This window comes from Nonomuraea sp. NPDC049649 (genome assembly GCF_040675175.1).
Taxonomy (GTDB): domain Bacteria; phylum Actinomycetota; class Actinomycetes; order Streptosporangiales; family Streptosporangiaceae; genus Nonomuraea.
The window spans coordinates 56,151-77,576 of sequence record NZ_JBFAOH010000019.1 but is presented as its reverse complement, the minus strand read 5'-3'; the positions used below and the strand labels follow the sequence as shown (position 1 = coordinate 77,576).

General features: G+C 71.9%; 22 protein-coding genes and 1 pseudogene. 9 read left to right on the top strand and 14 right to left on the bottom strand.

What is annotated here, in order from left to right; translation table 11 throughout:
- Positions 1-6 precede the first annotated feature (6 nt).
- The gene (locus AB0J42_RS23320) at positions 7-384 is read left to right on the top strand and encodes a hypothetical protein (RefSeq protein ID WP_364297694.1); all 378 of its coding nucleotides are present in this window, start codon (positions 7-9) and stop codon (positions 382-384) included.
- Here AB0J42_RS23320 and AB0J42_RS23315 read toward each other — a convergent pair.
- Positions 369-950, bottom strand: coding sequence for a hypothetical protein (locus AB0J42_RS23315; protein ID WP_364297692.1), 582 nt, complete (start codon positions 948-950; stop codon positions 369-371). The genes AB0J42_RS23320 and AB0J42_RS23315 overlap by 16 nt on opposite strands.
- Positions 951-1,069: 119 nt before the next feature.
- Here AB0J42_RS23315 and AB0J42_RS23310 point away from each other — a divergent pair, with 119 nt between their 5' ends.
- Entirely contained in the window at positions 1,070-1,543 is a 474-nt protein-coding gene (locus AB0J42_RS23310) for a hypothetical protein (RefSeq protein WP_364297690.1), read from the top strand.
- Here the strand turns inward: AB0J42_RS23310 and AB0J42_RS23305 are convergent.
- The 4 genes from AB0J42_RS23305 to AB0J42_RS23290 are packed head-to-tail and all read right to left on the bottom strand — an operon-like array spanning position 1,528 to position 6,045.
- Positions 1,528-2,559: an ABC transporter ATP-binding protein gene (locus AB0J42_RS23305; RefSeq protein ID WP_364297688.1), complete on the bottom strand. Its 1,032-nt coding sequence runs from the start codon at positions 2,557-2,559 to the stop codon at positions 1,528-1,530. The genes AB0J42_RS23310 and AB0J42_RS23305 overlap by 16 nt on opposite strands.
- The gene (locus tag AB0J42_RS23300) at positions 2,556-4,094 is read right to left on the bottom strand and encodes an iron ABC transporter permease (RefSeq protein WP_364297686.1); all 1,539 of its coding nucleotides are present in this window, start codon (positions 4,092-4,094) and stop codon (positions 2,556-2,558) included. The genes AB0J42_RS23305 and AB0J42_RS23300 overlap by 4 nt, the downstream gene beginning before the upstream one ends.
- Entirely contained in the window at positions 4,094-5,131 is a 1,038-nt protein-coding gene (locus AB0J42_RS23295) for an iron ABC transporter substrate-binding protein (RefSeq protein WP_364297684.1), read from the bottom strand. Before AB0J42_RS23295 ends, AB0J42_RS23300 begins: the two co-directional genes overlap by 1 nt.
- Before the next feature lie 17 nt (positions 5,132-5,148).
- Positions 5,149-6,045: a sigma-70 family RNA polymerase sigma factor gene (locus AB0J42_RS23290; RefSeq protein WP_364297682.1), complete on the bottom strand. Its 897-nt coding sequence runs from the start codon at positions 6,043-6,045 to the stop codon at positions 5,149-5,151.
- Positions 6,046-6,111: 66 nt separating this feature from the next.
- Between AB0J42_RS23290 and AB0J42_RS23285 the strand changes: the two genes are divergently transcribed.
- The 3 genes from AB0J42_RS23285 to AB0J42_RS23275 all read left to right on the top strand — a co-directional run bounded on the left by AB0J42_RS23285 (position 6,112) and on the right by AB0J42_RS23275 (position 8,479).
- The gene (locus AB0J42_RS23285; protein WP_364297680.1) at positions 6,112-6,852 is read left to right on the top strand and encodes an NAD(P)H-binding protein; all 741 of its coding nucleotides are present in this window, start codon (positions 6,112-6,114) and stop codon (positions 6,850-6,852) included.
- Between the two features lie 44 nt (positions 6,853-6,896).
- Positions 6,897-7,634, top strand: coding sequence for a class I SAM-dependent methyltransferase (locus tag AB0J42_RS23280; protein ID WP_364297678.1), 738 nt, complete (start codon positions 6,897-6,899; stop codon positions 7,632-7,634).
- Between the two features lie 98 nt (positions 7,635-7,732).
- A complete protein-coding gene (locus AB0J42_RS23275; RefSeq protein ID WP_364297676.1) occupies positions 7,733-8,479 on the top strand; it encodes an SDR family oxidoreductase in 747 nt (248 codons plus the stop codon).
- A gap of 4 nt (positions 8,480-8,483) precedes the next feature.
- Here the strand turns inward: AB0J42_RS23275 and AB0J42_RS23270 are convergent, their stop codons facing one another.
- From AB0J42_RS23270 to AB0J42_RS23255, 4 genes are all read right to left on the bottom strand, one after another.
- Positions 8,484-9,299, bottom strand: a complete 816-nt coding sequence (locus AB0J42_RS23270; protein ID WP_364297674.1) for a BTAD domain-containing putative transcriptional regulator — start codon at positions 9,297-9,299, stop codon at positions 8,484-8,486.
- A gap of 77 nt (positions 9,300-9,376) precedes the next feature.
- Entirely contained in the window at positions 9,377-10,066 is a 690-nt protein-coding gene (locus AB0J42_RS23265) for a response regulator transcription factor (protein WP_364297672.1), read from the bottom strand.
- The gene (locus AB0J42_RS23260) at positions 10,036-11,157 is read right to left on the bottom strand and encodes a hypothetical protein (protein ID WP_364297670.1); all 1,122 of its coding nucleotides are present in this window, start codon (positions 11,155-11,157) and stop codon (positions 10,036-10,038) included. The genes AB0J42_RS23265 and AB0J42_RS23260 overlap by 31 nt, the downstream gene beginning before the upstream one ends.
- A complete protein-coding gene (locus AB0J42_RS23255) occupies positions 11,150-12,199 on the bottom strand; it encodes an ATP-binding protein (protein WP_364297669.1) in 1,050 nt (349 codons plus the stop codon). Before AB0J42_RS23255 ends, AB0J42_RS23260 begins: the two co-directional genes overlap by 8 nt.
- A 231-nt stretch (positions 12,200-12,430) precedes the next feature.
- Between AB0J42_RS23255 and AB0J42_RS23250 the strand changes: the two genes are divergently transcribed.
- Together AB0J42_RS23250 and AB0J42_RS23245 are read left to right on the top strand one after the other, a co-directional pair.
- A complete protein-coding gene (locus tag AB0J42_RS23250) occupies positions 12,431-13,411 on the top strand; it encodes a winged helix-turn-helix domain-containing protein (protein WP_364297667.1) in 981 nt (326 codons plus the stop codon).
- A gap of 145 nt (positions 13,412-13,556) precedes the next feature.
- Positions 13,557-14,321 carry a hypothetical protein gene (locus tag AB0J42_RS23245; RefSeq protein WP_364297665.1) on the top strand — a complete coding sequence of 255 codons (765 nt, stop codon included), beginning with the start codon at positions 13,557-13,559 and terminating at the stop codon, positions 14,319-14,321.
- A gap of 25 nt (positions 14,322-14,346) precedes the next feature.
- Here the strand turns inward: AB0J42_RS23245 and AB0J42_RS23240 are convergent, their stop codons facing one another.
- Positions 14,347-15,570: a hypothetical protein gene (locus AB0J42_RS23240; protein ID WP_364297663.1), complete on the bottom strand. Its 1,224-nt coding sequence runs from the start codon at positions 15,568-15,570 to the stop codon at positions 14,347-14,349.
- Between the two features lie 173 nt (positions 15,571-15,743).
- Here AB0J42_RS23240 and AB0J42_RS23235 point away from each other — a divergent pair, with 173 nt between their 5' ends.
- Both AB0J42_RS23235 and AB0J42_RS23230 read left to right on the top strand, forming a co-directional pair.
- Positions 15,744-16,700 (top strand): NAD-dependent epimerase/dehydratase family protein, encoded by a 957-nt coding sequence (locus AB0J42_RS23235; RefSeq protein WP_364297661.1) that lies wholly within the window; start codon positions 15,744-15,746, stop codon positions 16,698-16,700.
- Positions 16,628-17,236 (top strand): annotated as a pseudogene (locus AB0J42_RS23230) (glycosyltransferase family 2 protein); the annotation flags it as partial. The gene AB0J42_RS23235 and the pseudogene AB0J42_RS23230, both read left to right, overlap by 73 nt.
- A gap of 170 nt (positions 17,237-17,406) precedes the next feature.
- Here AB0J42_RS23230 and AB0J42_RS23225 read toward each other — a convergent pair.
- The 4 genes from AB0J42_RS23225 to AB0J42_RS23210 all read right to left on the bottom strand — a co-directional run bounded on the left by AB0J42_RS23225 (position 17,407) and on the right by AB0J42_RS23210 (position 20,938).
- Positions 17,407-17,946 (bottom strand): GtrA family protein, encoded by a 540-nt coding sequence (locus tag AB0J42_RS23225; RefSeq protein ID WP_364297659.1) that lies wholly within the window; start codon positions 17,944-17,946, stop codon positions 17,407-17,409.
- Positions 17,943-18,689 carry a methyltransferase domain-containing protein gene (locus tag AB0J42_RS23220; RefSeq protein ID WP_364297657.1) on the bottom strand — a complete coding sequence of 249 codons (747 nt, stop codon included), beginning with the start codon at positions 18,687-18,689 and terminating at the stop codon, positions 17,943-17,945. The genes AB0J42_RS23225 and AB0J42_RS23220 overlap by 4 nt, the downstream gene beginning before the upstream one ends.
- Positions 18,686-19,849 carry an NAD-dependent epimerase/dehydratase family protein gene (locus tag AB0J42_RS23215; RefSeq protein ID WP_364297655.1) on the bottom strand — a complete coding sequence of 388 codons (1,164 nt, stop codon included), beginning with the start codon at positions 19,847-19,849 and terminating at the stop codon, positions 18,686-18,688. The genes AB0J42_RS23220 and AB0J42_RS23215 overlap by 4 nt, the downstream gene beginning before the upstream one ends.
- A 222-nt stretch (positions 19,850-20,071) precedes the next feature.
- A complete protein-coding gene (locus tag AB0J42_RS23210; protein WP_364297653.1) occupies positions 20,072-20,938 on the bottom strand; it encodes a class I SAM-dependent methyltransferase in 867 nt (288 codons plus the stop codon).
- Between the last annotated feature and the right edge of the window lie 488 nt (positions 20,939-21,426).

The window sequence follows — 21,426 nt, the reverse complement described above, 5'->3', positions numbered from 1 at the left end:
CCTGCTATGGACGGACTCACCCCCATGCCCGGGCCGGTGCGGGCGGCGCGGATCCTGCTCTGGATCTACATCGCGCTGATGGCCCTGGCCGCCTTCGGCCTCATCGTCATCCTGGCCTTACAGACCGCTTCCGTGCCGTTCCTGCTGATCGTGGCGTGGAGCTTCCTCATCCTCGCGGTCACCGTCGTCATGACGATCAAGCTGAGCTCCCGCAAGCGGTGGGTCCGGATCGGTCTGATCGTGGTCATGGCGATGAGCTGCATCGGCTACCTCATCAACGTGACCTCGGGGCTCTCGCTCGGCACCCTCCTGGGGCTGGGCCTGTCGATCGCGGTGATCGTCTGCCTCTTCCAGCAGGACAGCAGGGACTACCTGGACCAGTGACGGGCCATCCTGGCCGCCATCTTGCGGGCGTCCGCGCGGTGCCTGGCCAGGGTGCGCAGCGGCTTGGCGTCGTTGTGCAGGTCCCAGTAGAGCGCCACGGCCGGTCCCTTGCGCACGGCGACGAACTTCTGCGTACGGGGGAACGGGTTCTTCTTGGTGGCCCGGATCGTCCGCGCCGCCTGCAGCGCCTCGTCGCCGATGCGCGGCCGCTTCACCTTGACCGTCTTGCCGCACTGCCGGAGCAGCGCCCGCATCCGGTCCATCATCTTCCCCGCGCCCTTGGCGCTGTGGAACACGAACAGCTGCTCGCCGCGCCGCCGGTCGGTCCGCGCGCCGCCGCCGAACTCGGTGTCGTACGAGACCTCACGGCTGGCCTTCCACCCGGACAGCATGACGGGGCGGCACTGGATGTTCCACACGTCCTCGGCCCCGTCCAGGCCGAGGATCCAGTGGTCCTCGTCCTGCCGCGCCTGCTTCTCGTACAGCAGGAAGTTCTTCGGGACGGCGGGCGCCTGCGCGGGGGCCAGCAGCGCGCCGGCCACCACCAGCGTGATCGTCTTGAGCATGCGCCGACGCTACCGAAACCCGCTGCAAGAAGGCTGAAAGGGGCGTATGTCACCCGGCAAGGGGCTTGAAAGGGGTGAGGCGGACAGTGCGGGCAACAAGCTCCGGAAAGGACCGCACGATGTCGCTCTCCCGCCCCGTCGCCGCTCTCGCCCTCTCCGCAGGCGTCCTGCTCGCCATCGCCCCGGCCGCCCAGGCGGCGGCCACCACCCAAGCGGCCACCTCGTGGGGGCCGCGTTACGCTCCCGGCAAGCAGGCCAAGGCCGTCGGCTCGCTGACCGCCAAGGGCGAGGACCACGCCGTCCTCCCCACCGCCGACACCGTGAAGGTCACCGGCAAGCTCTACGACCTGGCGGCCTCGCCCAAGGTCTGCGGCTGGGCCGTGTTCCGCATCACCTACCGGGACGGGAACCAGCTGCCGTTCAAGCACCGCAACATCCGCGACTGCACCTACCGGTCGGCCAAGCGCTTCTCCTTCACCGACCGCGACGTCTACCAGGTCGAGCTCAAGGTCTGCGCCGAGGGCAAGCGGGCCAAGCCGTCGCTCACCTGCCTGTACGCGGGCACCTGGAAGACCCTCTACCTGTCCAATTGAGCCCGCCACACGCGGCACGGCCCCTCGACCCGCACGCCCACGACCTCGCCTGCGCTGACGGGGACGGCGTGGCCGGGCACCCGGGCGGTGACGCGGGTGCCGTCGGCCAGCAGCAGGGCGACGGTGGCGTCGTGGCCGTGGAAGTCGTGGCCGGTCACCGTCGCCTCGACGCCCGGGCCGGGGGCGAGCACGATCTGCTCGGGCCGCACCATGACCGTGAGGTCGCGGGAGCCGTCGGGGACCTCGTCGGCGGTGACCGGGCCGAGCGGGGTCCGCAGGTCGGGGCCGGTCGCCGGCAGGAACACGGCCTCGCCCACGAACGCCGCCACCCAGGGGTCGACCGGCCGGCGGTAGACCTCGACGGCGGGGCCGCTCTGCAGGACGCGGCCGTCGCGCATCACCGCCACCTGGTCGGCGACGGACAGCGCCTCGTTCTGGTCGTGGGTGACGAGGATGCCGGTCGCCTTGTCGGCCCGGAGCGCGGCCCGCACGTCCCTGCGCAGGTCGGCGCGGAGCCCGGCGTCGAGCGCGCTGAACGGCTCGTCCAGCAGGATGACCGAGGGCCGGGGCGCCAGCGCGCGGGCGACGGCGACCCGCTGCTGCTGGCCGCCGGACAGGTGGTGCGGCATCCGGTCGCCGTAGCCCGCCAGCCCGACCAGTTCGAGGACCTCCTCGGCCCGTCCTGATCGGCGTTCGTCGCGGGTCAGCCCGAACGCGACGTTGTCCCGTACGGACAGATGGGGGAAGAGCGCACCCTCCTGCGGGACCGTGACGACGTGCCGCCGCTCGGGCCGGGTGTGCTTGCCCGGCCCGGCGACCACGCGGCCGTCGACGAGGATCTCACCGTCGTCGAGCCGTTCGAAGCCCGCCAGGCAGCGCAGCAGCGTGGTCTTGCCGCAGCCGGACGGGCCGAGCACGGCGGTGAGCGTGCCGGCGGGCACGGTGAGGTCCGCCCCGGCGAGCGCGGTCACCGCGCCGAAGCGCTTGGTGAGGCCGCGCAGGTCCAACTGGCTCATCGTGAGGTCTCCGCGGTGAGGATGCCGGTGCGCGCGGTGAGCAGCCACGCGGGCACCGATGACAGCAGCACGAGCAGGGCCGCGTAGGGGGCCGCGGCCGCGTAGGCGGCCACGGTGGTGTGCGTCCACAGCTCGGTGGCCAGGGTATCGACCCCGGTCGGGCGGAGCAGCAGCGTGGCGGGCAGCTCCTTCATGCAGGTCAGGAAGACCAGCGCGGCGCCGGCGCCGATGCCGGGCAGCACGAGCGGCAGCGTCACCGTGCGCAGCACGCCCAGCGGGCCGCGCCCGAGCGAGCGGGCCACGTCCTCCAGCACCGGCGGCGCCTGCGCGGCGGCCCCGGTGACGGCGGCGAGGGCGAGCGGCAGGAACAGGGCCGCGTAGCCGAGCGCCAGCAGCCAGGTCGTCTGGTAGAGCGGGTAGGCGAGCGTCACCCCGAACGACACCAGCGACAGCCCGATCACCACCCCGGGCAGCGCGTGGCTGACGTAGGCGAGCCGGTCGAGCAGGGTCGCCAGCGGCCCCGGCGCCTTGGCCGTCAGCAGGCCCAGCGGCAGCGCGAGCGCCATCGTGAGCGCGGCGCCGGCGAACGACAGCCAGAGCGAGTTGCCCATCGCGGCGGCCACCTCCGCCCACGCGCCCGGCCGTGAGACGCCCTGGACCATCCGGAGGCCGAGGCTGAGCGCGGTGACGCCGAGCGCGAGCCCCGCCACCGCGGTCAGCGCGGCGGCGGCCGGCCAGCGGGCCCGCCCGAGCCGGAGCCGGGCCGCGGCCCTGCGGGTGCCGCCGAGGTGGGCGTACCGGGCGCCGCGGCGGCGGGTGGCGGTCTCACCGGCGAGCACCAGCATGGTCAGCACGACCAGCACGGTGGACAGCACCAGCGCGCCGGTGCGGTCGAAGCCCAGGTCGAAGGCGACGAACACGGCCCGGGTGAACGTGTCCGTCCGGACGATCGACACCGCCCCGAAGTCGGAGAGCACGTACAGCGCCACCAGCAGCGAACCGGCGGCGTAGGCGGGCCTGACCTGCCGCAGCGTCACGCCGGTGAACGTGCGCCACGCGCTCCTGCCCAGCGAGCGCGACACCTCCTCCTGCGCCGGGTCCGCGTTGATGAGCGCCGCCGCGGTGGGCAGGAAGACGTACGGGTACGAGCAGAGGGTCAGCACCAGCGCCGCCGCCCAGAAGCCCTCGAACCCGTCGATCGACGAACGCCAGGCGAACGCCGCGATGTAGGTCGGCACGGCCAGCGGCAGCGCCGCCAGCACCGCGAAGAGCCGTCTGCCGGGCAGATCCGTACGGACGACCAGAAACGCCGACAGCACGCCCAGGACCGCGCAGGCGGCGGTCACCACCGCCGCCAGCCCCAGAGTCCGGACGGCCAGCCGGGCCGTCCGGACGGTGAACACCTCCTGCGCGATCCGCGCCCATCCGGCCTCGGCCGTCCTGATCGTCAGGTAGGCCACCGGAACGAGCGCGACCGCCACTGTCACCACGGAGAGGGTGAGCAGCAGCGGCCTGCGCGTGCGCTTGCGGATCACTACGGGACGAGCCCCGATTCCTTGATCAGCGCGATCGTGGCCTCCAGCTCGTCGAGGTCGTTGAGGTCCACGTCGGGGGCGGTCAGCTGGTCGAGCGGCGGCACGTACGCGGGCGGGTCCACGCCGGCCACGACCGGGTACTCGTTCGTCTCCTCGGCGAAGTACTTCTGCGCGTCCTCGCTGAGCAGGTACGTGACGAACTCCCGGACGTCGGGGTTCTCGGCGGCCTTCTTGAGCACGCCCACCCCGGCCACGTTCACCAGCGCGCCGGTGTCGCCGTCGGGGAAGAAGTGGAGCTTGGCCTTGAGCTGGTCGGGCGTGGTGCCGCGCTCGGCGGCCAGCTCGCCCAGGTAGTAGTGGTTGATGAGGCCGACGGCGACCTTGCCTTCGTTGACCTCTTCCAGGATGGGGCCGTTGCCCTCGCGGATCTGCGGGTCGTTGGCCTGGAGCCCGGCGAGGAACTCCTTGGCCTTCTCCTCGCCGTGCTGGACCCGGATCGCGGTGACGAACGCCTGGAAGGAGGCGTTGGTCGGGGCCACGCCGACCTTGCCCTTCCACTCCGGCTTGGTGAGGTCGAAGACCGACTTGGGCAGGTCGGCCTCCGCCACGAGGTCGGGGTTGTAGACGAGGACCCGGGAGCGGGCGGTGACGCCGACCCACTCCTTGCTGCCGGCCCGGTAGATCTCGGGTACCTTGGCGGCCACGTCGTCGGGGATGGTGGCGAACATGCCCTTCTTGGCCACGGCGCCGAGCGCGCCCGCGTCCTGGGCGAAGAACGCGTCGGCGGGCGACCGGTCGCCTTCCTCCAGGAGCTGGCCCGCCATCGCGGCGGTGTTGCCGTACCTGGCCTCGACGGCGATGCCGGTCTCCTGGGTGAAGCGTTCCAGGAGCGGCTTGACCAGCGACTCGCTGCGGCCGCTGTAGACGGTGATCTTCTTGTCGGCACCGGCGGCGGGCTCGTTCTCGGGTGTGCCGCCACAGCCGGCGAGCATCAGGGCAGCCGCGACCAAGGCGGACAGAGCAAAGGGGCGTCTCACGACAAGTGAGCTTAGCCTCACCTAATTTCGCTGTCGATAGGGGGTCCCGTCAGACCGAGCCGTTCCAGGCGGTCGGGGTCGGCGATCACGTCGACGGCCGCGATCCTGCCGTCCGTGACGGTGAACGCCATCACCGACAGCAGCCGGCCCTTCGCCACGACGACCACGCCGGCCGCCCCGTTGACCAGCGCGGGCCGGGCGAACGGCGAGAACCGCCCGAACGTGACCGCCTGCCCCGCCACCGTCCCGGCGCCGCGGAAGACGACCGTGTGCCGGGCCCGCGCCACGCCGCCGTCGGACCGCAGCACGACCTCCGGATCCAGTACGGAGACGAGCGCGTCGAAGTCGCCGTCCCGGGCCGCGGCGAAGAACGCGTTCACCACGTCCCGCTGGCGGGCCGGATCCGGGTCGGGCGTCGGAGCCTGCCCGCGTACCCGGCGGCGCGCCCGGCTGGCGAGCTGACGCACCGCGGCCGGTGACCGGTCGAGCAGCGGCGCGATCCCCTCGAACGGCACCGCGAACATGTCGTGCAGCACGAACGCCAGCCGCTCGGCCGGCGACAGCGTCTCCAGCACCACCTGCAGCGCCAGCCCGACCGAGTCCGCCAGCATCGCCTCGTGCTCGGGGTCGGCACCGGACTCCGGGCTGATGATCGGATCCGGGATGCGCACGTCCAGCGGCTCCTCGTCGCGGCGCCGCCGCGAGCGCAGCGCGTTCAGGCACACCCGGCCCACCACCGTGGTCAGCCACGCCCCCAGGTTCGTCACGCCGGAGGTGCCGGCGCGGCTCGCCCGCAGCCAGGCCTCCTGGACGGCGTCGTCCGCCTCGCTCAACGAGCCGAGCATCCGGTAGGCGACCGCCCGCAGCCGGCCGCGCTCCGCCTCGAAACGCTCCGCCAGCTCGCGCTCGTTCACCGTGTCACATTCCTTCGCCCGGCGGTGTCGACGTGGTGGACCCACCCCATCGATTCTGGAGCATCCATGACATCCCGCATTCTGGTCACCGGTGGCACCGGCACCCTCGGCCGCCTCGTCGTACCGCTCCTGCGCTCCGCCGGCCACCCGGTCCGCGTCCTCGCCCGGCGGAGCGGCGACGTGACCGCCGACCTGTTCACCGGCGAAGGCGTGCGGCCCGCCGTGGAGGGCGCCGACACCGTCCTGCACCTGGCGGGCGGCCCCAAGGGCGACGACGTGGCGACCCGCAACCTGGCCAGGGCCGCCGCCCGCGCCGGGGTGCGGCACCTGGTGCACATCTCGGTGATCGGCGCGGACCGGGTGCCGCTGGCCTGGTTCCGCTCCCAGCACGGGGCCGAGCGGGCCGTGTGGGAGTCGGGCGTGCCGTGGACGATGCTGCGCGCCGCGCAGTTCCACGACCTCGTGCTCAAGGCCGTGACGCAGCTGGCCAGGCTCCCCGTGGTGCCGATCCCCGGCGGGCTCAGGTTCCAGCCGGTGGACGCCCGCGACGTCGCCGCCCGCCTCGCGGAGCTGACCCTCGGCGAGCCATTCGGGCTGGTGCCCGATCTCGCCGGGCCGCAGGTGTACGGGATGCGCGAGCTGGTGCGCGGCTACCTGGAGGCCCGGGGCAGGCGGCGGCCGATGCTGCCGGTCCGGATGCCGGGCCGGGCGGGCCGCGCCTACCGGGCGGGCGACAACCTCTCCCTGGAGGGGGCGGACCTGGGCAAGCGCACCTGGGAGGAGTTCCTGAACGAACGGGTGCGCTAGAAACCGTTGGACAGCGCCCGCTCGCGCGGGACATCGTGGGCGGCATGCGACAAGAGGACATCTGGGACGCTGAGGCCGCCCGCCGCTACGACACCCCGGGCACCGGCATGTTCGCCCCCGAGGTCCTGGATCCGGCCGTCCGGCGCCTGGCCGGGCTGGCGGGCGGCGGCCGGGCGCTCGAGTTCGCCATCGGCACCGGCCGCGTCGCCGTGCCGCTCGCCGAGAGCGGAGTGAGCGTCACCGGCATCGAACTGTCCCGGCCGATGATCGACCAGCTTCGTACGAAGGCGGACGCGGAGACCATCCCCGTGATCGAAGGCGACATGGCGACAGCCCGCGCCCCCGGCACGTACACGCTGGTCTACCTCGTCTTCAACACGATCTCCAACCTGCTCACCCAGGCCGAGCAGGTCGACTGCTTCCGCAACGCCGCCCGCCACCTGGAGCCCGGCGGCCGGTTCGTGATCGAGCTCGGGGTGCCTGACCTGCGCACGCTCCCGCCCGGGCAGCAGGCCGCGGTCTTCCACTGCGAACCCGGCTACATCGGCCTCGACACCTACGACGTGGTGCGCCAGCACCTCGTCTCGCACCACTTCGGGTTCGGCGACGGCAGGGAGGCCCGGCTGTTCCGCAGCCCGCACCGGTACATCTGGCCCGCCGAGCTCGACCTCATGGCGCAGCTGGCCGGGTTCGAGCTGGAGAGCCGGCACGCCGGCTGGGACGGCGCCGAGTTCACCGCCGAATCGCGGTCGCACGTGTCGGTTTACCGTCTTCCCGGCTGACGTCGGACGATTTCGCCGGACCTGTCACGACCCGGGGGCTTGCCTTGTCCCGGCGGCGGGAACCAGCCCGTCAACGGGGGGACGAGGAAGGCGTTGACATGAAGATCGTGGTAATCGGCGGGACGGGCCTGATCGGGTCGAAGCTCGTGACCGGGCTCGGCGAACACGGGCACGAGGCGGTGGCGGCAGCCCGGAACACCGGGGTCAACACCGTCACGGGCGAAGGGCTCGCCGGGGCACTGGCCGGCGCGGACGTGGTCATCGACGTGTCGAACTCCCCGTCGTTCGAGGACACCGCCGTCATGCAGTTCTTCGAGACCTCCACCCGCAACGTGCTCGCCGCGGAGGCCGACGCCGGCGTCCGCCATCACGTCGCGCTGTCGGTGGTGGGCACCGATCGGCTGCCGGACAGCGGGTACTTCCAGGCCAAGCTCGCCCAGGAACGGCTGATCGAGAAGGCGGGCATCCCGTTCTCGATCGTCCACGCGACCCAGTTCTACGAGTTCACCCGCGCGATCGCCGACGCCGCCTCCACCGACGGCCGGACCGTACACATCGCGCCGGTGCTCTACCAGCCCATCGCCGCCGACGACGTGGCCAGAGCGGTCGGCAAGACCGCGGTGGGTTCGCCGCTCAACGGCAGGCGGGAGATCGCCGGACCGGAACAGTTCCGGATGGACGAGTTCTTCCGCGACGCCCTCGCGGCCTGGAACGACCCCCGCGAGGTCGTCACCGACCCGGACGCCCGCTACTTCGGCGCCCGCCTGAGCGAACGCTCCCTGGTGCCGGCCGACGGCGCGGTCCTCGGCGAGATCCGCTACGCCGACTGGCCGGGCCGCCGGTAGCCCATCACCGGTGGGCGGCCGCGATGACGCGTTCGGTGTGGGTGGTGACCGGGGCGCGGTAGCCCAGGTCGAGGGCGGGGTCGCGGCGGAGCACCGCCTCCTGTAGACGGCGCAGTCCGGGGCCCGGTTCGATGCCCAGGTCGCCGACCATGACCCGGCGGGTGTCCTGGTAGACGGCGAGGGCGTCCGAGGAGCGGGAGGCCCGGTAGAGCGCCAGCATGAGCTGGGCCCGGGGCCGTTCCCGCAGCGGGTGGGCCGCGGTGTGGGCGGTGAGCGCCGGCACCGTCGCGTGGTGGTCGCCGGCGGCGAGGCGGAGGTCGAAGTGGTCCTCCAGTGTGGTCAGGCGCTCCTCCTCCAGGCGGGCCGCTTCGACCTGGGCCCACGGGGCGGTGATGCCTGTCAGCGCGCTGCCCCGCCAGAGTGTCAGCGCTCGCTGGAACAGGTCCTCGGCCGCCCCGGGCGCCCCGGTGGTCCGCGCCGTGACGGCTTTACGGACCAGCAGCGTGAACAGATGGGCGTCGACGTCCTCCCTCCGGATGTTCAGGCGGTATCCGCCGCCGATGGTGGTGATGACCTCGTCGTCCTGGTGACGGGAGAGGAGGTCGCGCACCTTCGACACCACGATGTGCAGTTGTTTGCCCGCTGTCGCCGCCGTGCTCTGCCCCCACACGTCGGCCAGCAGTCGTTCGGCGGGCACCACCTGGCCCGCGCTGAGCGCCAGCCGGGCCAGCAGCCCGACCCGCCGCTCCCCGGCGACCTTCACCGGCACGCCGTCCGCTGTGACCTCCCAAGGTCCGAGCATGCTGATCTTGAGTCTCATCCTGGCCCCCCCAGTTGCGGCCGCGATCGATCATCACTGTAGGGAGGCGGGCGGCGCAGCGGTGTCCGGCGAACGCCCTACACCTGGTCCTCCGTCTGGTTGAGCTCGGCGAGCGTGATGAGGCCGTCGTCGAGGGCCCGGCTGACCAGCTCGCTCTTGGTGCGGGCGGCTCTGCCGACGTTGGCGTACTTGACGCGGACCCGCGAGATGTACGTGTCGACGGTCTTGACGGTGATGTTGAGCTTCGCGGCGACGAGGTCCTTGGACGAGGAGACGAACCAGGCCCGCAGCACCTCGGTCTCGCGCTGCGACAGCCGCGGCCGGTCCGGGGAGTCGTCGGCGGCGAGCGCCCCGGACAGCGACGGCGCGGTGTAGGGCTGCCCGCGGGCGGCGGCCCGGATGGCGGGCACCAGGTGCTCGGGGCCCTCCCGCTTGGTCAGGTAGGCGAGCGCGCCGAGGTCGACGCACTTGATCGCGGTGCGGTCGTCGGTGTGCTGGGAGTAGACGATCACCCGTCTGCCGCTCCGGGCCAGCCGGTGCAGCTCGCCGAAGTCCGGCCGGCCGGGCGTCAGCTCCAGATCGAAGATCACCACGTCGGCGTCGGCTCCCGGCCCGGTCCACACCTCGGCCAGCCGGTCCCCGGCGTCGATGAGCTCGATCGGGGGCTCCGCGCCGGCGCACCAGGCGCGCACACCGGCGGAGATGGCGGCGTGATCGTCCACGATCACGGCGGTGATCACCCGGTCATCTGGGGGGTGGGCTGCCATCGGACCTCCATCCATACCGTGTCGTCGGTGTTGACCGTCTCCACCTGCACTCCTGGCGTCGCCGGTGCCGGTACGTCCACCTCGCCGCTGTCGGCGACGACACTCACCGACACCAGGTCCACGCCGCCCATGACCGTCACCCGGGCCCGGGAGGCGGCGGTGGCCAGTACGGTCAGCACCGGCTCGGTCAGGTCGCGCCGGACGGCGACGGGCGGCGTCGGCCACCGCCCGCGCGCGTCCAGCTCCACCTCCACGCCCTTGCGGTCGGCGACGTCGGCGCAGTGCCGCAGCTCGTGCAGCAGCGGGTTGGCCACAGTGTCGATCTCGGCGAACAGCCGCCGCATCCGGGCCGCCTCGATCGCGCTGCGCCGCTGCGCCTCCGGGTCCTGCGGGCACAGGGTGCCGGCGGCGAAGCCCTCCAGCAGCGGGACCGTGTGCGCCGACAGTTCGCCGAGCCGCTGCCGTCTGCGGCGGTGCGACTCGGCGGCGACGGCCTCGGCGATGCGCACCTGTTCCAGCTCCCGCCGGGCGGCGGCGGCCCGCGCGCCGATGTCGCGGAGCACGGCCGCGCCCACGGCCACGCAGAGCGGGAAACCGACCACGCTCACCGAGCCGGTGGCGAACCGGGCCAGCGCCTGGATCGTGGGGTCGTGCAGCAGGAACACGTTCAGCAGGGCCAGCAGCTCGTGCCCGGCCAGGAACATGCCGGTGTCGCGGAGCGGGCGTCCGAACAGCACCACCAGGCCCGCCCAGTTCGCCGCGCCGAAGATCCAGTCGGTGGTGGTGGAGGTCTGTCCTTGCGGGAGCGTCGCGTACGAGAGCGCGGAGGCGGCGAGCACGACGGCCACGGCGGGCGCGCACAACCGGCCCCACGACCGCCCCCGGGTGAGCAGCGCCGCCTCGCCCGCTAGCACCGCCATCAGCAGGGCGAGCGCCGTCACCTGGGCGCCCGGCGTGGCGTACTTCTCCCAGTGGCGCAGCAGGTTGGACAGCCCGAGCCCGCACACGATCACCACGGCGACCACCAGCGCCGCCAGCCGCAGCCCGCGGTGGAGCTGGACGTCGGTACGGTCCTCCACCATGTCAGTCATGGGTCTCCTGCCATTCCAGCCGCACTCGGGTGCCCTCGCCGGGCGCGGAGACGATGCGGGCCGTGCCGCCGATGCGGGTCATCCGGCCGTGTACGGACTCGCGCAGGCCGCGCCGGGTGGGCGGCACGGCCTCCTGGTCGAAGCCCTTGCCCCGGTCCACGATGTCGAGCCGGAGCGCGCGGGCGTCGCCGCTGAGCCGGACGGCGGCCCGGGTGGTGCCGGCGTGGCGGCGCACGTTGGTGAGGGCCTCGCGGGTGGCGTCGGCGAGGGTGGTGGCGATGCCGGTGGGCAGCGTCAGGTGCGGCGGCGCGTCGAACTCGACGGTGAGCTGCACGGCGTCGAGGTCGGCGCGGAGCAGCTCGACCAGGTCGGTCTCGCGGGCCGACTGGCGGTCGTCGGAGCGCAGCCGCTCCAGGTCGCGGCGGGCCTGCGGGGCCAGCCAGGCGGCGTCCGAGGGCACCTGCCCGGTGCCGACCATGAGGAGCGTGGTGGCCGCGGTGTCGTGCAGCGCGTTGGCGAGTTCCCGCTCCTCGGCGCGGACGGCCGCCGCCACCTCGGCTTCGGCCCGTGCCCGCGCGGCTTCGGCGGCCATGCGGTCGGCCCGGTCGGCGGCCCGCCGCAGCAGCGTCCATACGGTCCTGGACAGCGCGGCAGCCGGGAGCACCCACAGGTAGCCGCGGAGCACGCCCGGCGCCGCCCCGGCCGCGGCGACGAGGGCGGCCGCCCCGCCTCCCGCCGCGAGCGCCATGAGGCCGCCGACGAGCGGCGTGGTGTGCCACTGGCAGGTCACGCAGGCGAACGTCACCAGCAGGCGCAGCCACGCGCCGTTGGTGTCCTCCAGCGCGCCGGTCCAGAACATGCTCGCGCTCAGGCCCAGCAGGACGACCGTGTCGGCGGCGACCAGCGCGTTCCCCCGGCCCGCGCGCAGCCACCAGGCGTGGGCGCAGGTCCACACCGCCGCGACGGCGACCACCGAGGCGGTGGCCGGGAAGTTGCCGGGCGAGGCCCGTAACAGGGCGATGGCGCAGATCGGCAATGCCATAGCCAGACGCACGGCGGCGGCGTACCGCCGGCCGAAGCCCGCGAGCAGCCGAGCCGCCCCCGTTACCGTGATCTCGTTCCCCGTCACCGTGAGGCAGCCTAACGACTTCCGCGCCGATGATCACGTTTCAAGAGGATTCGTAAGGTTTGCGGCTTGGTGATCTCACCGGGACAATGATCCGCGGCCGGGCGTGGCTTCCAGGGGGGTGGCCGTGCCGGCGGCTGGGGAACGATGAACGGGTACTCGGAACTACAGCTCGGACCGCTCGACCACGTGAGGCCGGTGGTCGCCCTGCATCCGGCCGCCAGCCTGCTCTCCTTGGTCGCGGGCAGCGTGGGCGGCCGGCCGCACGGGGTGCCCGGGCACTGGCGGCGCGGGGTGAGCCGGGTGGTGGGCGCGGACGCGGCCGCGTTGACGCCGCTGTTCGACCCGTACTGCTCGATCATCCCTGACTGCCTGACCGGGACGGCGACGATGGTCGAGGCCGACATCGGCGCTCATCTCGACATGCTGGCCGACCTGGACGCGGGGACGCTGCTCGGGGAGCTGGAGGCGGAGTTCGGCGCGGAGGTCCCGGTCCACTGGCGGCCGGTGGTGGAGCGGCCGCGGGCGTGGCTGCGCGTGTACGCGGAGCTGATGAGCAGGCTGTGGCAGGAGTTCGCGCCGATGTGGCGCCGGGCGGACGCGCTGCTGCGCAAGGAGCAGGAGCGGGTGGGGGTCGCCGCGGTCACCGGGACGCTGGACGCCGTGCTCACCGGGCTGAACAGCCGGTTCACGTTCACCGGCACCTCGCTGCGGCTGCCGGACCAGCAGGGGCGGCAGTTCGACCTGGACGGCAGGCGGCTGACGCTGGTGCCCGTGATCTCCGGTCACGGGGCCTGCCTGTTCTCCTTCGACCCGCCGGGGCCCGCGTGGATCGGCTATCCCCTGCCCGCGCTGGGGCTGCTCTGGTCCGATGACGGCGAGCCGGACGCCGGGAAGGACAGCCTGGCGCTGACCGTGGGGCGGGTCCGCGCGGCGATCCTGCGGGCCGCCCGGCTGCCGCTCACCGTGGGCGCGCTGGCCGGGCTGCTGGGCTGCACCCCGGCCACGGCGAGCTACCACTGCGACCAGCTCCAGGCGGCCGGTCTGCTGAATCGCGAGCGGCACGGCCGTCACGTGCGGGTCCGGCTGACCGCGCGGGGCGAGGCTCTGGTCGACCTCATGAGCTGATTGTTAGGCCCCTGTCTAAAAGATCGAATCCGTCCGGCGCTTTCCCTATGTTGTGCCTCCGTGCCGGTACGTACCGGCACGATCACACGACACCCACTCTCCCCAGGGGGCACGCATGCGCAGATCGATGAGAACGCTGGCCGTAGTGACACTGGGAGGCGCGCTGGCGCTGACGCCGGCGACCGTCTCCTTCGCCGCCACGGCGCAGGCTTCCGTGACCGTCACCGCCGGGAGCGAGCTGGTGCGGGCCGGCGAGAGGCTGAACGTCGGCGACTCGCGGCAGTCGCCCAACGGCCGCTACCGGCTGGTCATGCAGCCGGACGGCAACCTCGTGCTCTACGCCAAGGGCAGCAGCAAGGGGCTCTGGAGCAGCAGGACCACCGGCGCCAAGAAGGGCGCGTTCGCCACGATGCAGACGGACGGCAACTTCGTCGTCTACAGCGCGACCGGCAAGGCCGTCTTCTACACCGCCACCAGCAAGCCCGGCTCCTTCCTGTCCGTGCAGGACGACGGCAACCTGGTCGTCTACAGCAAGTCCTTCGACGCCCTGTGGGACCGCTACTCCGGGCTGGACAATCTGCTGCGGCCCGGCGAGATGCTCCGGCCGGGCCAGCTCCGGCGGTCCACCGACCGCCGCTACCGGCTGGAGATGCAGCGCGACGGCAACCTGGTGCTCTACAAGAGCTCCAAGGCGCTGTGGAGCACCAAGACCACCGGTTCCAAGAAGGGCGCGTTCGCGCTCATGCAGGAGGACGGCAACTTCGTCGTCTACAACGCCGCGAACAAGCCGGTCTGGCACAGCCGCACCGCCACGCCCGGCTCCTTCCTGGCGGTGCAGAACGACGGCAACGTGGTGATCTACACCAAGTCGTTCAAGGCGCTCTGGTCGACCAAGACCACCGGCAAGTAGCCGAAGGGCACCGGCCCGGTCTCCGTCACCGAACCTGCTCCGCTGCGGGGAGCTCGCCCGGTGCGGGGGCCGGGCCGTCCGCGTTCCTGGGCGGCAGTGCGGCGATCAGGACCGGGATGACGAGGAAGGACGAGTACGCCCACAGGCTGTGGAACTGCCCCCAGGGCAGCCCGGTGAGCGGCTGGAGGCGCAGATAACCGGCAGCGGCCCAGGCGCTGGTCAGCGCGATCGCCGGCCAGGTGGCGCGCCCGGCGCGGGCGGCCAGCAGGTACGGCACCGGCCACACCAGGTACTGGGCGCCGAGCCGGTAGGTCAGGATGAGGAAGACGAGCAGCAGGACCAGGGTCAGGTCGACCGGATCGGCCTTCCGCCACCACCAGCCCGCCGCGAGCAGGCCGGCGAGGAGCACGATCAGGCCGATCCGGCCGAGGGACGGCGAGACCGCCTGGCTGCCGCCGGTCGCCAGCACCGTCCAGCCCCAGTCGCCCACCACCGGCCGCGTCGAGATGATGGCCTTGGCCAGGTCGACCAGCCCGGTGAACGGCGTGTCCAGGAACACCGCGCTGCTGAGCAGCCAGAGCCCGGGCACGGCCCCGGTCCAGAAGAGCACCACCAGGCGGCGCGAACCGGCGACGGCGAGCACCACGCCCGGCACGAGCAGCACCGACCAGTTGGTGCAGGCCACCGAGAGCCCCATGAGCACCCCGGCCCAGTGGGCGCGCCCGGAGCGGGCCACCACCAGCGCGGCCACCCCGAACACCAGGGTGAGCGGCGGGAACTGGCCGTGGATGCTGCTCACCATGATGCCGATCGGCACGCACGCGTACTGGAAGCCGCGCAGCGCCCCGCGCTCCCCGGCCAGCTTGGCCACCAGCGGGATCAGCGCCAGGTCGGCCAGCACCGGGACGATCCGGCCCGACATGTTCCAGGAGAGCCCCAGCAGGTCGCCCAGCTCCTTCTGGCCCGCCAGCACGTACGCCAGGAACGGCAGGAAGTGCCAGCCGCCCTCGCGCATGTGGGTGGTCGGGTTGCGCCCGGCCAGGATCTCGTCGGCGGCCCCGGAGAAGTCGTTGGCGAAGTCGTACGGCTGGGACGGGTCCTGCGCGGCCCAGAGCATGACCACGACGCGCAGCACCGCTCCCGTCGCGAGCGCCGCCCACAGCGGCGGCGCCCAGCCGCGGCGCTGCGCCAGGATCGCCAGGACGAGGCCGGCCACCAGCGGAGGACCCACTACCAGAGCTGGGCTCACGTGCTCTCCTCCAACTGCCTCGCGGTCGGTCGACAGGACGAGAAAGACCGTAGCCTACGGAGCCAGTCCAAGCGTTCGCTGGGAAGGACCTCCGGGTCGCCTGAACCGATGCGGGGCCGTGCGCCGAATGCCGGTATCGTCGCTGAGACCTTGAGTGAAAGGAATGCCAGGAGATGCCGGAGGTGGCCGGAGCCCGCGTGCTCGTGACGGGCGGTGCGGGTTTCATCGGAAGGCGGCTGGTGGCGGCGCTGCTAGCCGAGGGGGCCGAGGTGACGGTCGTCGACCTGCGCGCCCACCCGGATCCGGCGGTCACGTCCGTCGTGGGCGACCTGCGCGACGCGCGGGTGCGCGAGCGCGCGGTCACACCCGGGCTGGACGCGGTGGTGCATCTCGCCGCCGTCACGTCGGTGCTCCGCTCGGTGGAGGATCCCGCCGGTACGTACGAGACGAACGTCGCGGCCACCTCGGGGCTGCTGGAGCTCGCGAGGGTGCACGGGGTGCCGCGGTTCCTGCTGGCCTCGACCAACGCGGTCACGGGCGACGTGGGCGACACGCCGATCAGCGAGAGCCTGGCGCTGCGCCCGCTCACCCCGTACGGCGCGACCAAGGCGGCGGGCGAGATGCTGCTCAGCGCCTACTCGGGGGTTTACGGGATGCGCACGAGCGCGCTCCGCTTCGCCAACGTGTACGGCCCGGGGATGCTGGCCAAGGACAGTTTCGTCCCGAGGCTGATGCGGGCCGCCGCCGAGGGTAGGGGGGTCCAGGTGTACGGCGACGGGGGTCAGCTGCGCGACTACGTCCACGTCGACGACGTGGTCCAGGCCATCCTGCTCGCCTGGCGCGAGGACCACGACGGCCCGCTGATCGTCGGGTCCGGCACGTCGGTCAGCGTGAACGAGCTGATCGAGGCGGCCCGGAAGGTCACCGGCGCGCCCATCCCCGTCGAGCACGTGCCCGCGAAGCAGGGTGAGATGCCGGCGGTCGTGCTCGACATCTCGGCGGCCAAGGCGCTCGGATATCGGCCACGCCACGATTTGGCCTCCGGAATGGCCACAGTATGGCCGGACTTCATGCCTTCTGCAGCAGAATCATCTGCGGCGAAAAGCGACAACGCGGAGGAAGACGTATGACGAGCCCGGACATCGACGACGCCGCAGTTGCGGAGTTCACCGCTCAGTACGGCTCGGACCTGCCACCCGTCGCGATCGTCATCGCCGCGTACAACGAAGACCGGAGCATCGGCGCCACGCTGAACGGCATCCCCGCGGTCGTCGAGGGGCTGGAGACGGCGACCATCGTGGTCGTCGACGGCTCCACCGACCGCACCGCCGAGGAGGCGCGCAAGGCCGGGGCGATGGTCTGCGACGTGCCGGTGAACCGCGGGCAGGGCGCGGCGCTGCGGCTCGGCTACCGGCTGGCGCGCGAGGGCGGCGCCCGCTACATCGTCACGACCGACGCCGACGGGCAGTACGACCCGGCCGACATCAAGCGGGTGCTCGCCCCGGTCCTGCAAGGCGAGGCCGACTTCGCCACCGGGTCGCGGGTGCTCGGGCGGCAGGAGACCCACGACCGGGTCCGCCGGCTCGGCGTGCACGTGTTCGCCTGGCTGATCAGCCGGTTCACCGGGCAGCGCATCACCGACACCTCGTTCGGCCTGCGGGCGATGCGGGCCGAGGTCACCGCCGCGGTCACGCTGAAGCAGCCGCAGTACCAGTCGTCGGAGCTGCTGATCGGCGTGATCTCCCGGGGCTTCCGGGTGGTCGAGGTGCCGGCCACGATGCGGCTGCGCGCGGCCGGCACCACCAAGAAGGGCGGCAACCTCGTCTACGGCTACCGCTACTCGCGGGTCGTGCTCGGCACCTGGCTGCGGGAGCGCCGCCGCCGTTCCTCGCCCTCCTCGTCCTCGCCCGACTCGGCGCGCTCCTCGTCGGGGCGGCTGCCGGCGAAGACGAAGTAGTGGAACAGGAAGAACTTGGCGACGAACAGCAGCCCGTAGATCCCCAGGAAGACGGCTCCCACGAACACCACGCGGGGGCCGTCGGTGTCGAACAGCCGGTGTCCGACCTGGTCGGCGACGCCGGTGCCCCAGGAAGCGATGAGCAGCCCCGCCACGGCGGTCAGCCAGTACGGGAGCAGCTCGCGCAGCGGCTTGGGCCGGCCGCGCACCTTCCACGCCCATGACCGGTTGAGCACGTAGTTGACGACCGCGCCCAGCGCCCAGGCGGCGACGGAGGCGGCGGACGGGCCGAGCAGTTTCAGCCCGTAGAGCGTCAGCAGCGTGACCTCGCTGACCACGCCCGCCACCACCGACCCGATCGCGTAGCGCCCGAAGATGCGCGGGAGCGCCCCGCGCAGGAGACCTCGGATCCGATTCACGACGCCGCGGGCTCCCAGCCCTCGGGGACGCGGAAGACGCCCAGGATGGACTGCCCGAACGGGATCGGCAGGACCCGGTCGAGCACCCGGGTGACCGGGACCAGGACGCGGTCGTACAGGCCGACGGCGCCCGCCTTGGGCGAGCCGGCCTTGCCCAGCTTCACCGCGGCCCACCAGGCGATCCCGCCCAGCAGGTTGACCGGGCGGGACAGCTCCACCTCCAGCCCGGCGCGGAGCGCGGCGTCGCGCAGCGTGGCCGGGGTGTAGCGGCGGAAGTGGCCCACCTTCCGGTCGAAGTCGCCGTACAGGCTCTGGTAGGCGGGCACCCAGAGCACCAGCGTGCCGCCCCGCACGACCGAGCGGGCGAGGAGGGTGAGGACGGCGGCGTCGTCCTCGAAGTGCTCCAGCACGTTGATGGCGATCGCGGTCTCCACCGGGCGGTCGAGGGTGGTGCCGCAGGCGAGGTCGAACTGGGCCGCCTCGACCTCCCCGCGACCGGCGAACCGGTCTTTCATCACCTCGACCGCGTCGGGGTCGACGTCGGTGACCACGAGCCGGTCGAGGCCGGTGAACTGGCTGGCGAACTCGCCCAGACCGGCCCCCACCTCCAGCACGCTGCGCCCGCAGTGCGGGGCGATCAGGTCGAACTGGTAGCGGCGGTAGCGGGGCTTGTCGTGGCCGCCCTCCTCCCGCTCCGCCGTCCGGCCGGTGGCCCGGGCGAACGCGCCTTCCTCAGCGTTCACCGCTTCTCGCCGCGCAGGGCGCCGCGCCAGTCGACCTTGGGCTTCATGGCCTCCAGGTCGGCCCGCTCCGCGTACCGCTTGGTCACGTCGAACAGGGACGTGATCAGCGTGTCGGACAGCAGGTGCGGTTCGAGGCCGAGCTCGATCAGCCCGCTGTGGACCACGTTGTAGTAGTGCTCCTCGTGCTCGACCCGCGGGTTGTCGAGGTGGTGGATCTCGACGTCGTCGGGGAAGCTCCGCGCGATGGTCTCGGCGATCTGGGCGACCGACATGGACTCGGTCATCTGGTTGAACACCCGGAACTCGCCGCGCTCGGCCGGGTTCTCGCAGGCGAGCTGGATGCAGCGGACGGTGTCGCGGATGTCGATGATCCCGCGCGTCTGGCCGCCCTTGCCGTAGACGGTGATGGGGTGGCCGAGCACCGCCTGCACGACGAACCGGTTGAGGACCGTGCCGAACACCGCGTCGTAGTCGAACCGGGTGGCGAGCCGGTCGTCGAGCGCGGTCTCCGGGGTCTGCTGGCCGTAGACGACGCCCTGGTTGAGGTCGGTGGCGCGCAGCCCCCAGATCCGGCAGGCGAACTCCATGTTGTGGCTGTCGTGCACCTTGGACAGGTGGTAGAACGAGCCCGGCCGCTTCGGGAAGAGCACCCGGTCCTTGCGGCCCTTGTGCTCGACCTCCAGCCAGCCTTCCTCGATGTCGATGTTGGGCGTGCCGTACTCGCCCATCGTGCCGAGCTTGACCAGGTGGATGTCCGGGTCGGTCTCGGCGATCGCGTAGAGCACGTTGAGCGTGCCGGCCACGTTGTTGACCTGCGTGTAGACCGCGTGCTTGCGGTCGATCATGGAGTACGGGGCGGCCCGCTGCTCGGCGAAGTGGACCACGGCCTCCGGGCGGAAGTCGCGGAACATCTCGTAGGTGAACTCCGCGTCCGTCAGGTCGCCGACGTACGGCTTGATGGTCTTGCCAGTGATCTGGTGCCAGGTGGCGATCCTGGTCTGCAGCGACTCGATCGGAACCAGGCTTTCCACGCCGAGCTCGAAGTCGTACTGCCGCCTGGCGAAGTTGTCGGCCACGGCTACCTCGTGCCCGCACTGCGAGAGGTGAAGAGCGGTGGGCCAGCCGAGATAGCCGTCACCGCCGAGGACCAGAATCCGCATAGACCTGACTTTCTAACTTCTGTGCGACAAGCGCGGGGGACAATACATGGCGTACGGGGTTGTATCACGCCCGGAAGTGGAAGTGTTCCCCCCGCTGTACTCATCACACTCGTACCACATGACTGATCCTCGTCTTCACCTCTCGCGTACCTTCACAGGAGGTTGACAGGCACCTCTCGCGGTCCGTTCAGGAGGTGACCTGGCCTTGCGGGAACCGCCCGGTCAGCCGGAGTCCGCGGAAGGAATCACGCCGTCAAGGACGCTGTCAATCGGGGCGGCGGCGACGTCCTCTCCGGGGCGCGACAGGAAGACGTTGACGTGGTACTCGCCCGCCTCCTCCTTGCCCGCGGGATCGACGCCCTGCTCGGCCAGGGCGCGCAGGGCGAAGTCGCGCTCGCTCTCGTCCGCGAACCGGCGCTGCGGGAAGGTGGCGCCCTCCAGCTGCTCGGTGACCAGCCCGTGGCGGGCCAGCGAGTCGGCCACCGGGGTGAAGTCGACCGTACGCAGGCAGAGCGCCGCGAACCAGGGACGGCGGTCGGCGGACGTGCAGTCGAGCAGCCGATCGATCGTCCGGTCGGTGATGTAGCCGATGCCGCCGGTGACGGTGATCAGGTCGGCCTCGTCGACCACCGCCGCCAGCTCGGGCGAGGGGTCGTCGTGTTCCAGGTTCTCGACGGCTCCCCCGTCGAGCAGGCCGACCGTCATCGCGTACTCGACGGCGGGCGCGGAGGTGTCCACGCCGATCACGCGGGGAGCGTCCTTCAGGCGGCGGCTCTGGTAGAAGTCGCGGTCCTCCTCGGCGAGCTCGTCGCTCGCGAGGCGGGCCAGCCGTTCGTCGCAGTAGTGGTCATAGAGGTGGTCGAGCGTGAGGTCGCATTTCAGCAGTGCCGCGTTCACACCGTACGAGCAGCACAGGTCCACGACGGTGGGCTCGTCCACGTCGAGCGCGTCGAGCACTTTGCGGAACACGCGCTGCCCGTGACCTGGGACGGAGTAGTCGAGCTCGCCCAGGCGGTCGTAGTAGGAGCGGGGGTCGGGGCGGGTGTAGATCTCGTCGAAGTCGGCCTTCTTCAGCTTCCGGTCAGTCATCTGATCGTCGGCTCGCACATCCTGCCTTCCCGTACGGCTACTTGCCGCACATCCGAAAACACCTGGCCCAACTTATCACGCTCGACATACATATTAGAAAACCCTTTCGAATACGCGTCAGGCGCACGGATCGCCATTTCAGCTATTTTCCTCTTATGTCGATTTTCGCCCGAGATAAACGCCCTGGTCACAGTGGGTCTTGACGGGGACGGCGTCGAAAGTTTCGGCCGTTCGTTGACACGTTTCAAAGCGGTTTCTCAAGCTGATCACCGACCCCCCTCCGGAAGGGAGAACTCTGGTGATCGCCATCTCCGGAATCCGCAGGAGAAGCCCGGCAAGCCGTCCAGCGTCACCGGCACGGTCTCCGGCCAGGGCATCACCGTGAACGTCTCCCACAACGGCCGCAGCGCGAGCTTCTCCGCGGGCATCGACCTGCCCAGCGGCTCCGGCCCCTTCCCCGCCGTGATCGTCGGCGGCTTCGGCGCTGA

Coding starts and splice junctions, on each gene's coding strand:
- AB0J42_RS23215 (WP_364297655.1), bottom strand. CDS start 19,849: ATGCGGATTCTGGTCCTCGGCGGTGACGGCTATCTCGGCTGGCCCACC.
- AB0J42_RS23265 (WP_364297672.1), bottom strand. CDS start 10,066: ATGGCAGCCCACCCCCCAGATGACCGGGTGATCACCGCCGTGATCGTG.
- AB0J42_RS23285 (WP_364297680.1), top strand. CDS start 6,112: ATGACATCCCGCATTCTGGTCACCGGTGGCACCGGCACCCTCGGCCGC.
- AB0J42_RS23315 (WP_364297692.1), bottom strand. CDS start 950: ATGCTCAAGACGATCACGCTGGTGGTGGCCGGCGCGCTGCTGGCCCCC.
- AB0J42_RS23310 (WP_364297690.1), top strand. CDS start 1,070: ATGTCGCTCTCCCGCCCCGTCGCCGCTCTCGCCCTCTCCGCAGGCGTC.
- AB0J42_RS23275 (WP_364297676.1), top strand. CDS start 7,733: ATGAAGATCGTGGTAATCGGCGGGACGGGCCTGATCGGGTCGAAGCTC.
- AB0J42_RS23305 (WP_364297688.1), bottom strand. CDS start 2,559: ATGAGCCAGTTGGACCTGCGCGGCCTCACCAAGCGCTTCGGCGCGGTG.
- AB0J42_RS23210 (WP_364297653.1), bottom strand. CDS start 20,938: ATGACTGACCGGAAGCTGAAGAAGGCCGACTTCGACGAGATCTACACC.
- AB0J42_RS23260 (WP_364297670.1), bottom strand. CDS start 11,157: ATGACTGACATGGTGGAGGACCGTACCGACGTCCAGCTCCACCGCGGG.
- AB0J42_RS23255 (WP_364297669.1), bottom strand. CDS start 12,199: ATGGCATTGCCGATCTGCGCCATCGCCCTGTTACGGGCCTCGCCCGGC.
- AB0J42_RS23280 (WP_364297678.1), top strand. CDS start 6,897: ATGCGACAAGAGGACATCTGGGACGCTGAGGCCGCCCGCCGCTACGAC.
- AB0J42_RS23235 (WP_364297661.1), top strand. CDS start 15,744: ATGCCGGAGGTGGCCGGAGCCCGCGTGCTCGTGACGGGCGGTGCGGGT.
- AB0J42_RS23250 (WP_364297667.1), top strand. CDS start 12,431: ATGAACGGGTACTCGGAACTACAGCTCGGACCGCTCGACCACGTGAGG.
- AB0J42_RS23270 (WP_364297674.1), bottom strand. CDS start 9,299: ATGAGACTCAAGATCAGCATGCTCGGACCTTGGGAGGTCACAGCGGAC.
- AB0J42_RS23320 (WP_364297694.1), top strand. CDS start 7: ATGGACGGACTCACCCCCATGCCCGGGCCGGTGCGGGCGGCGCGGATC.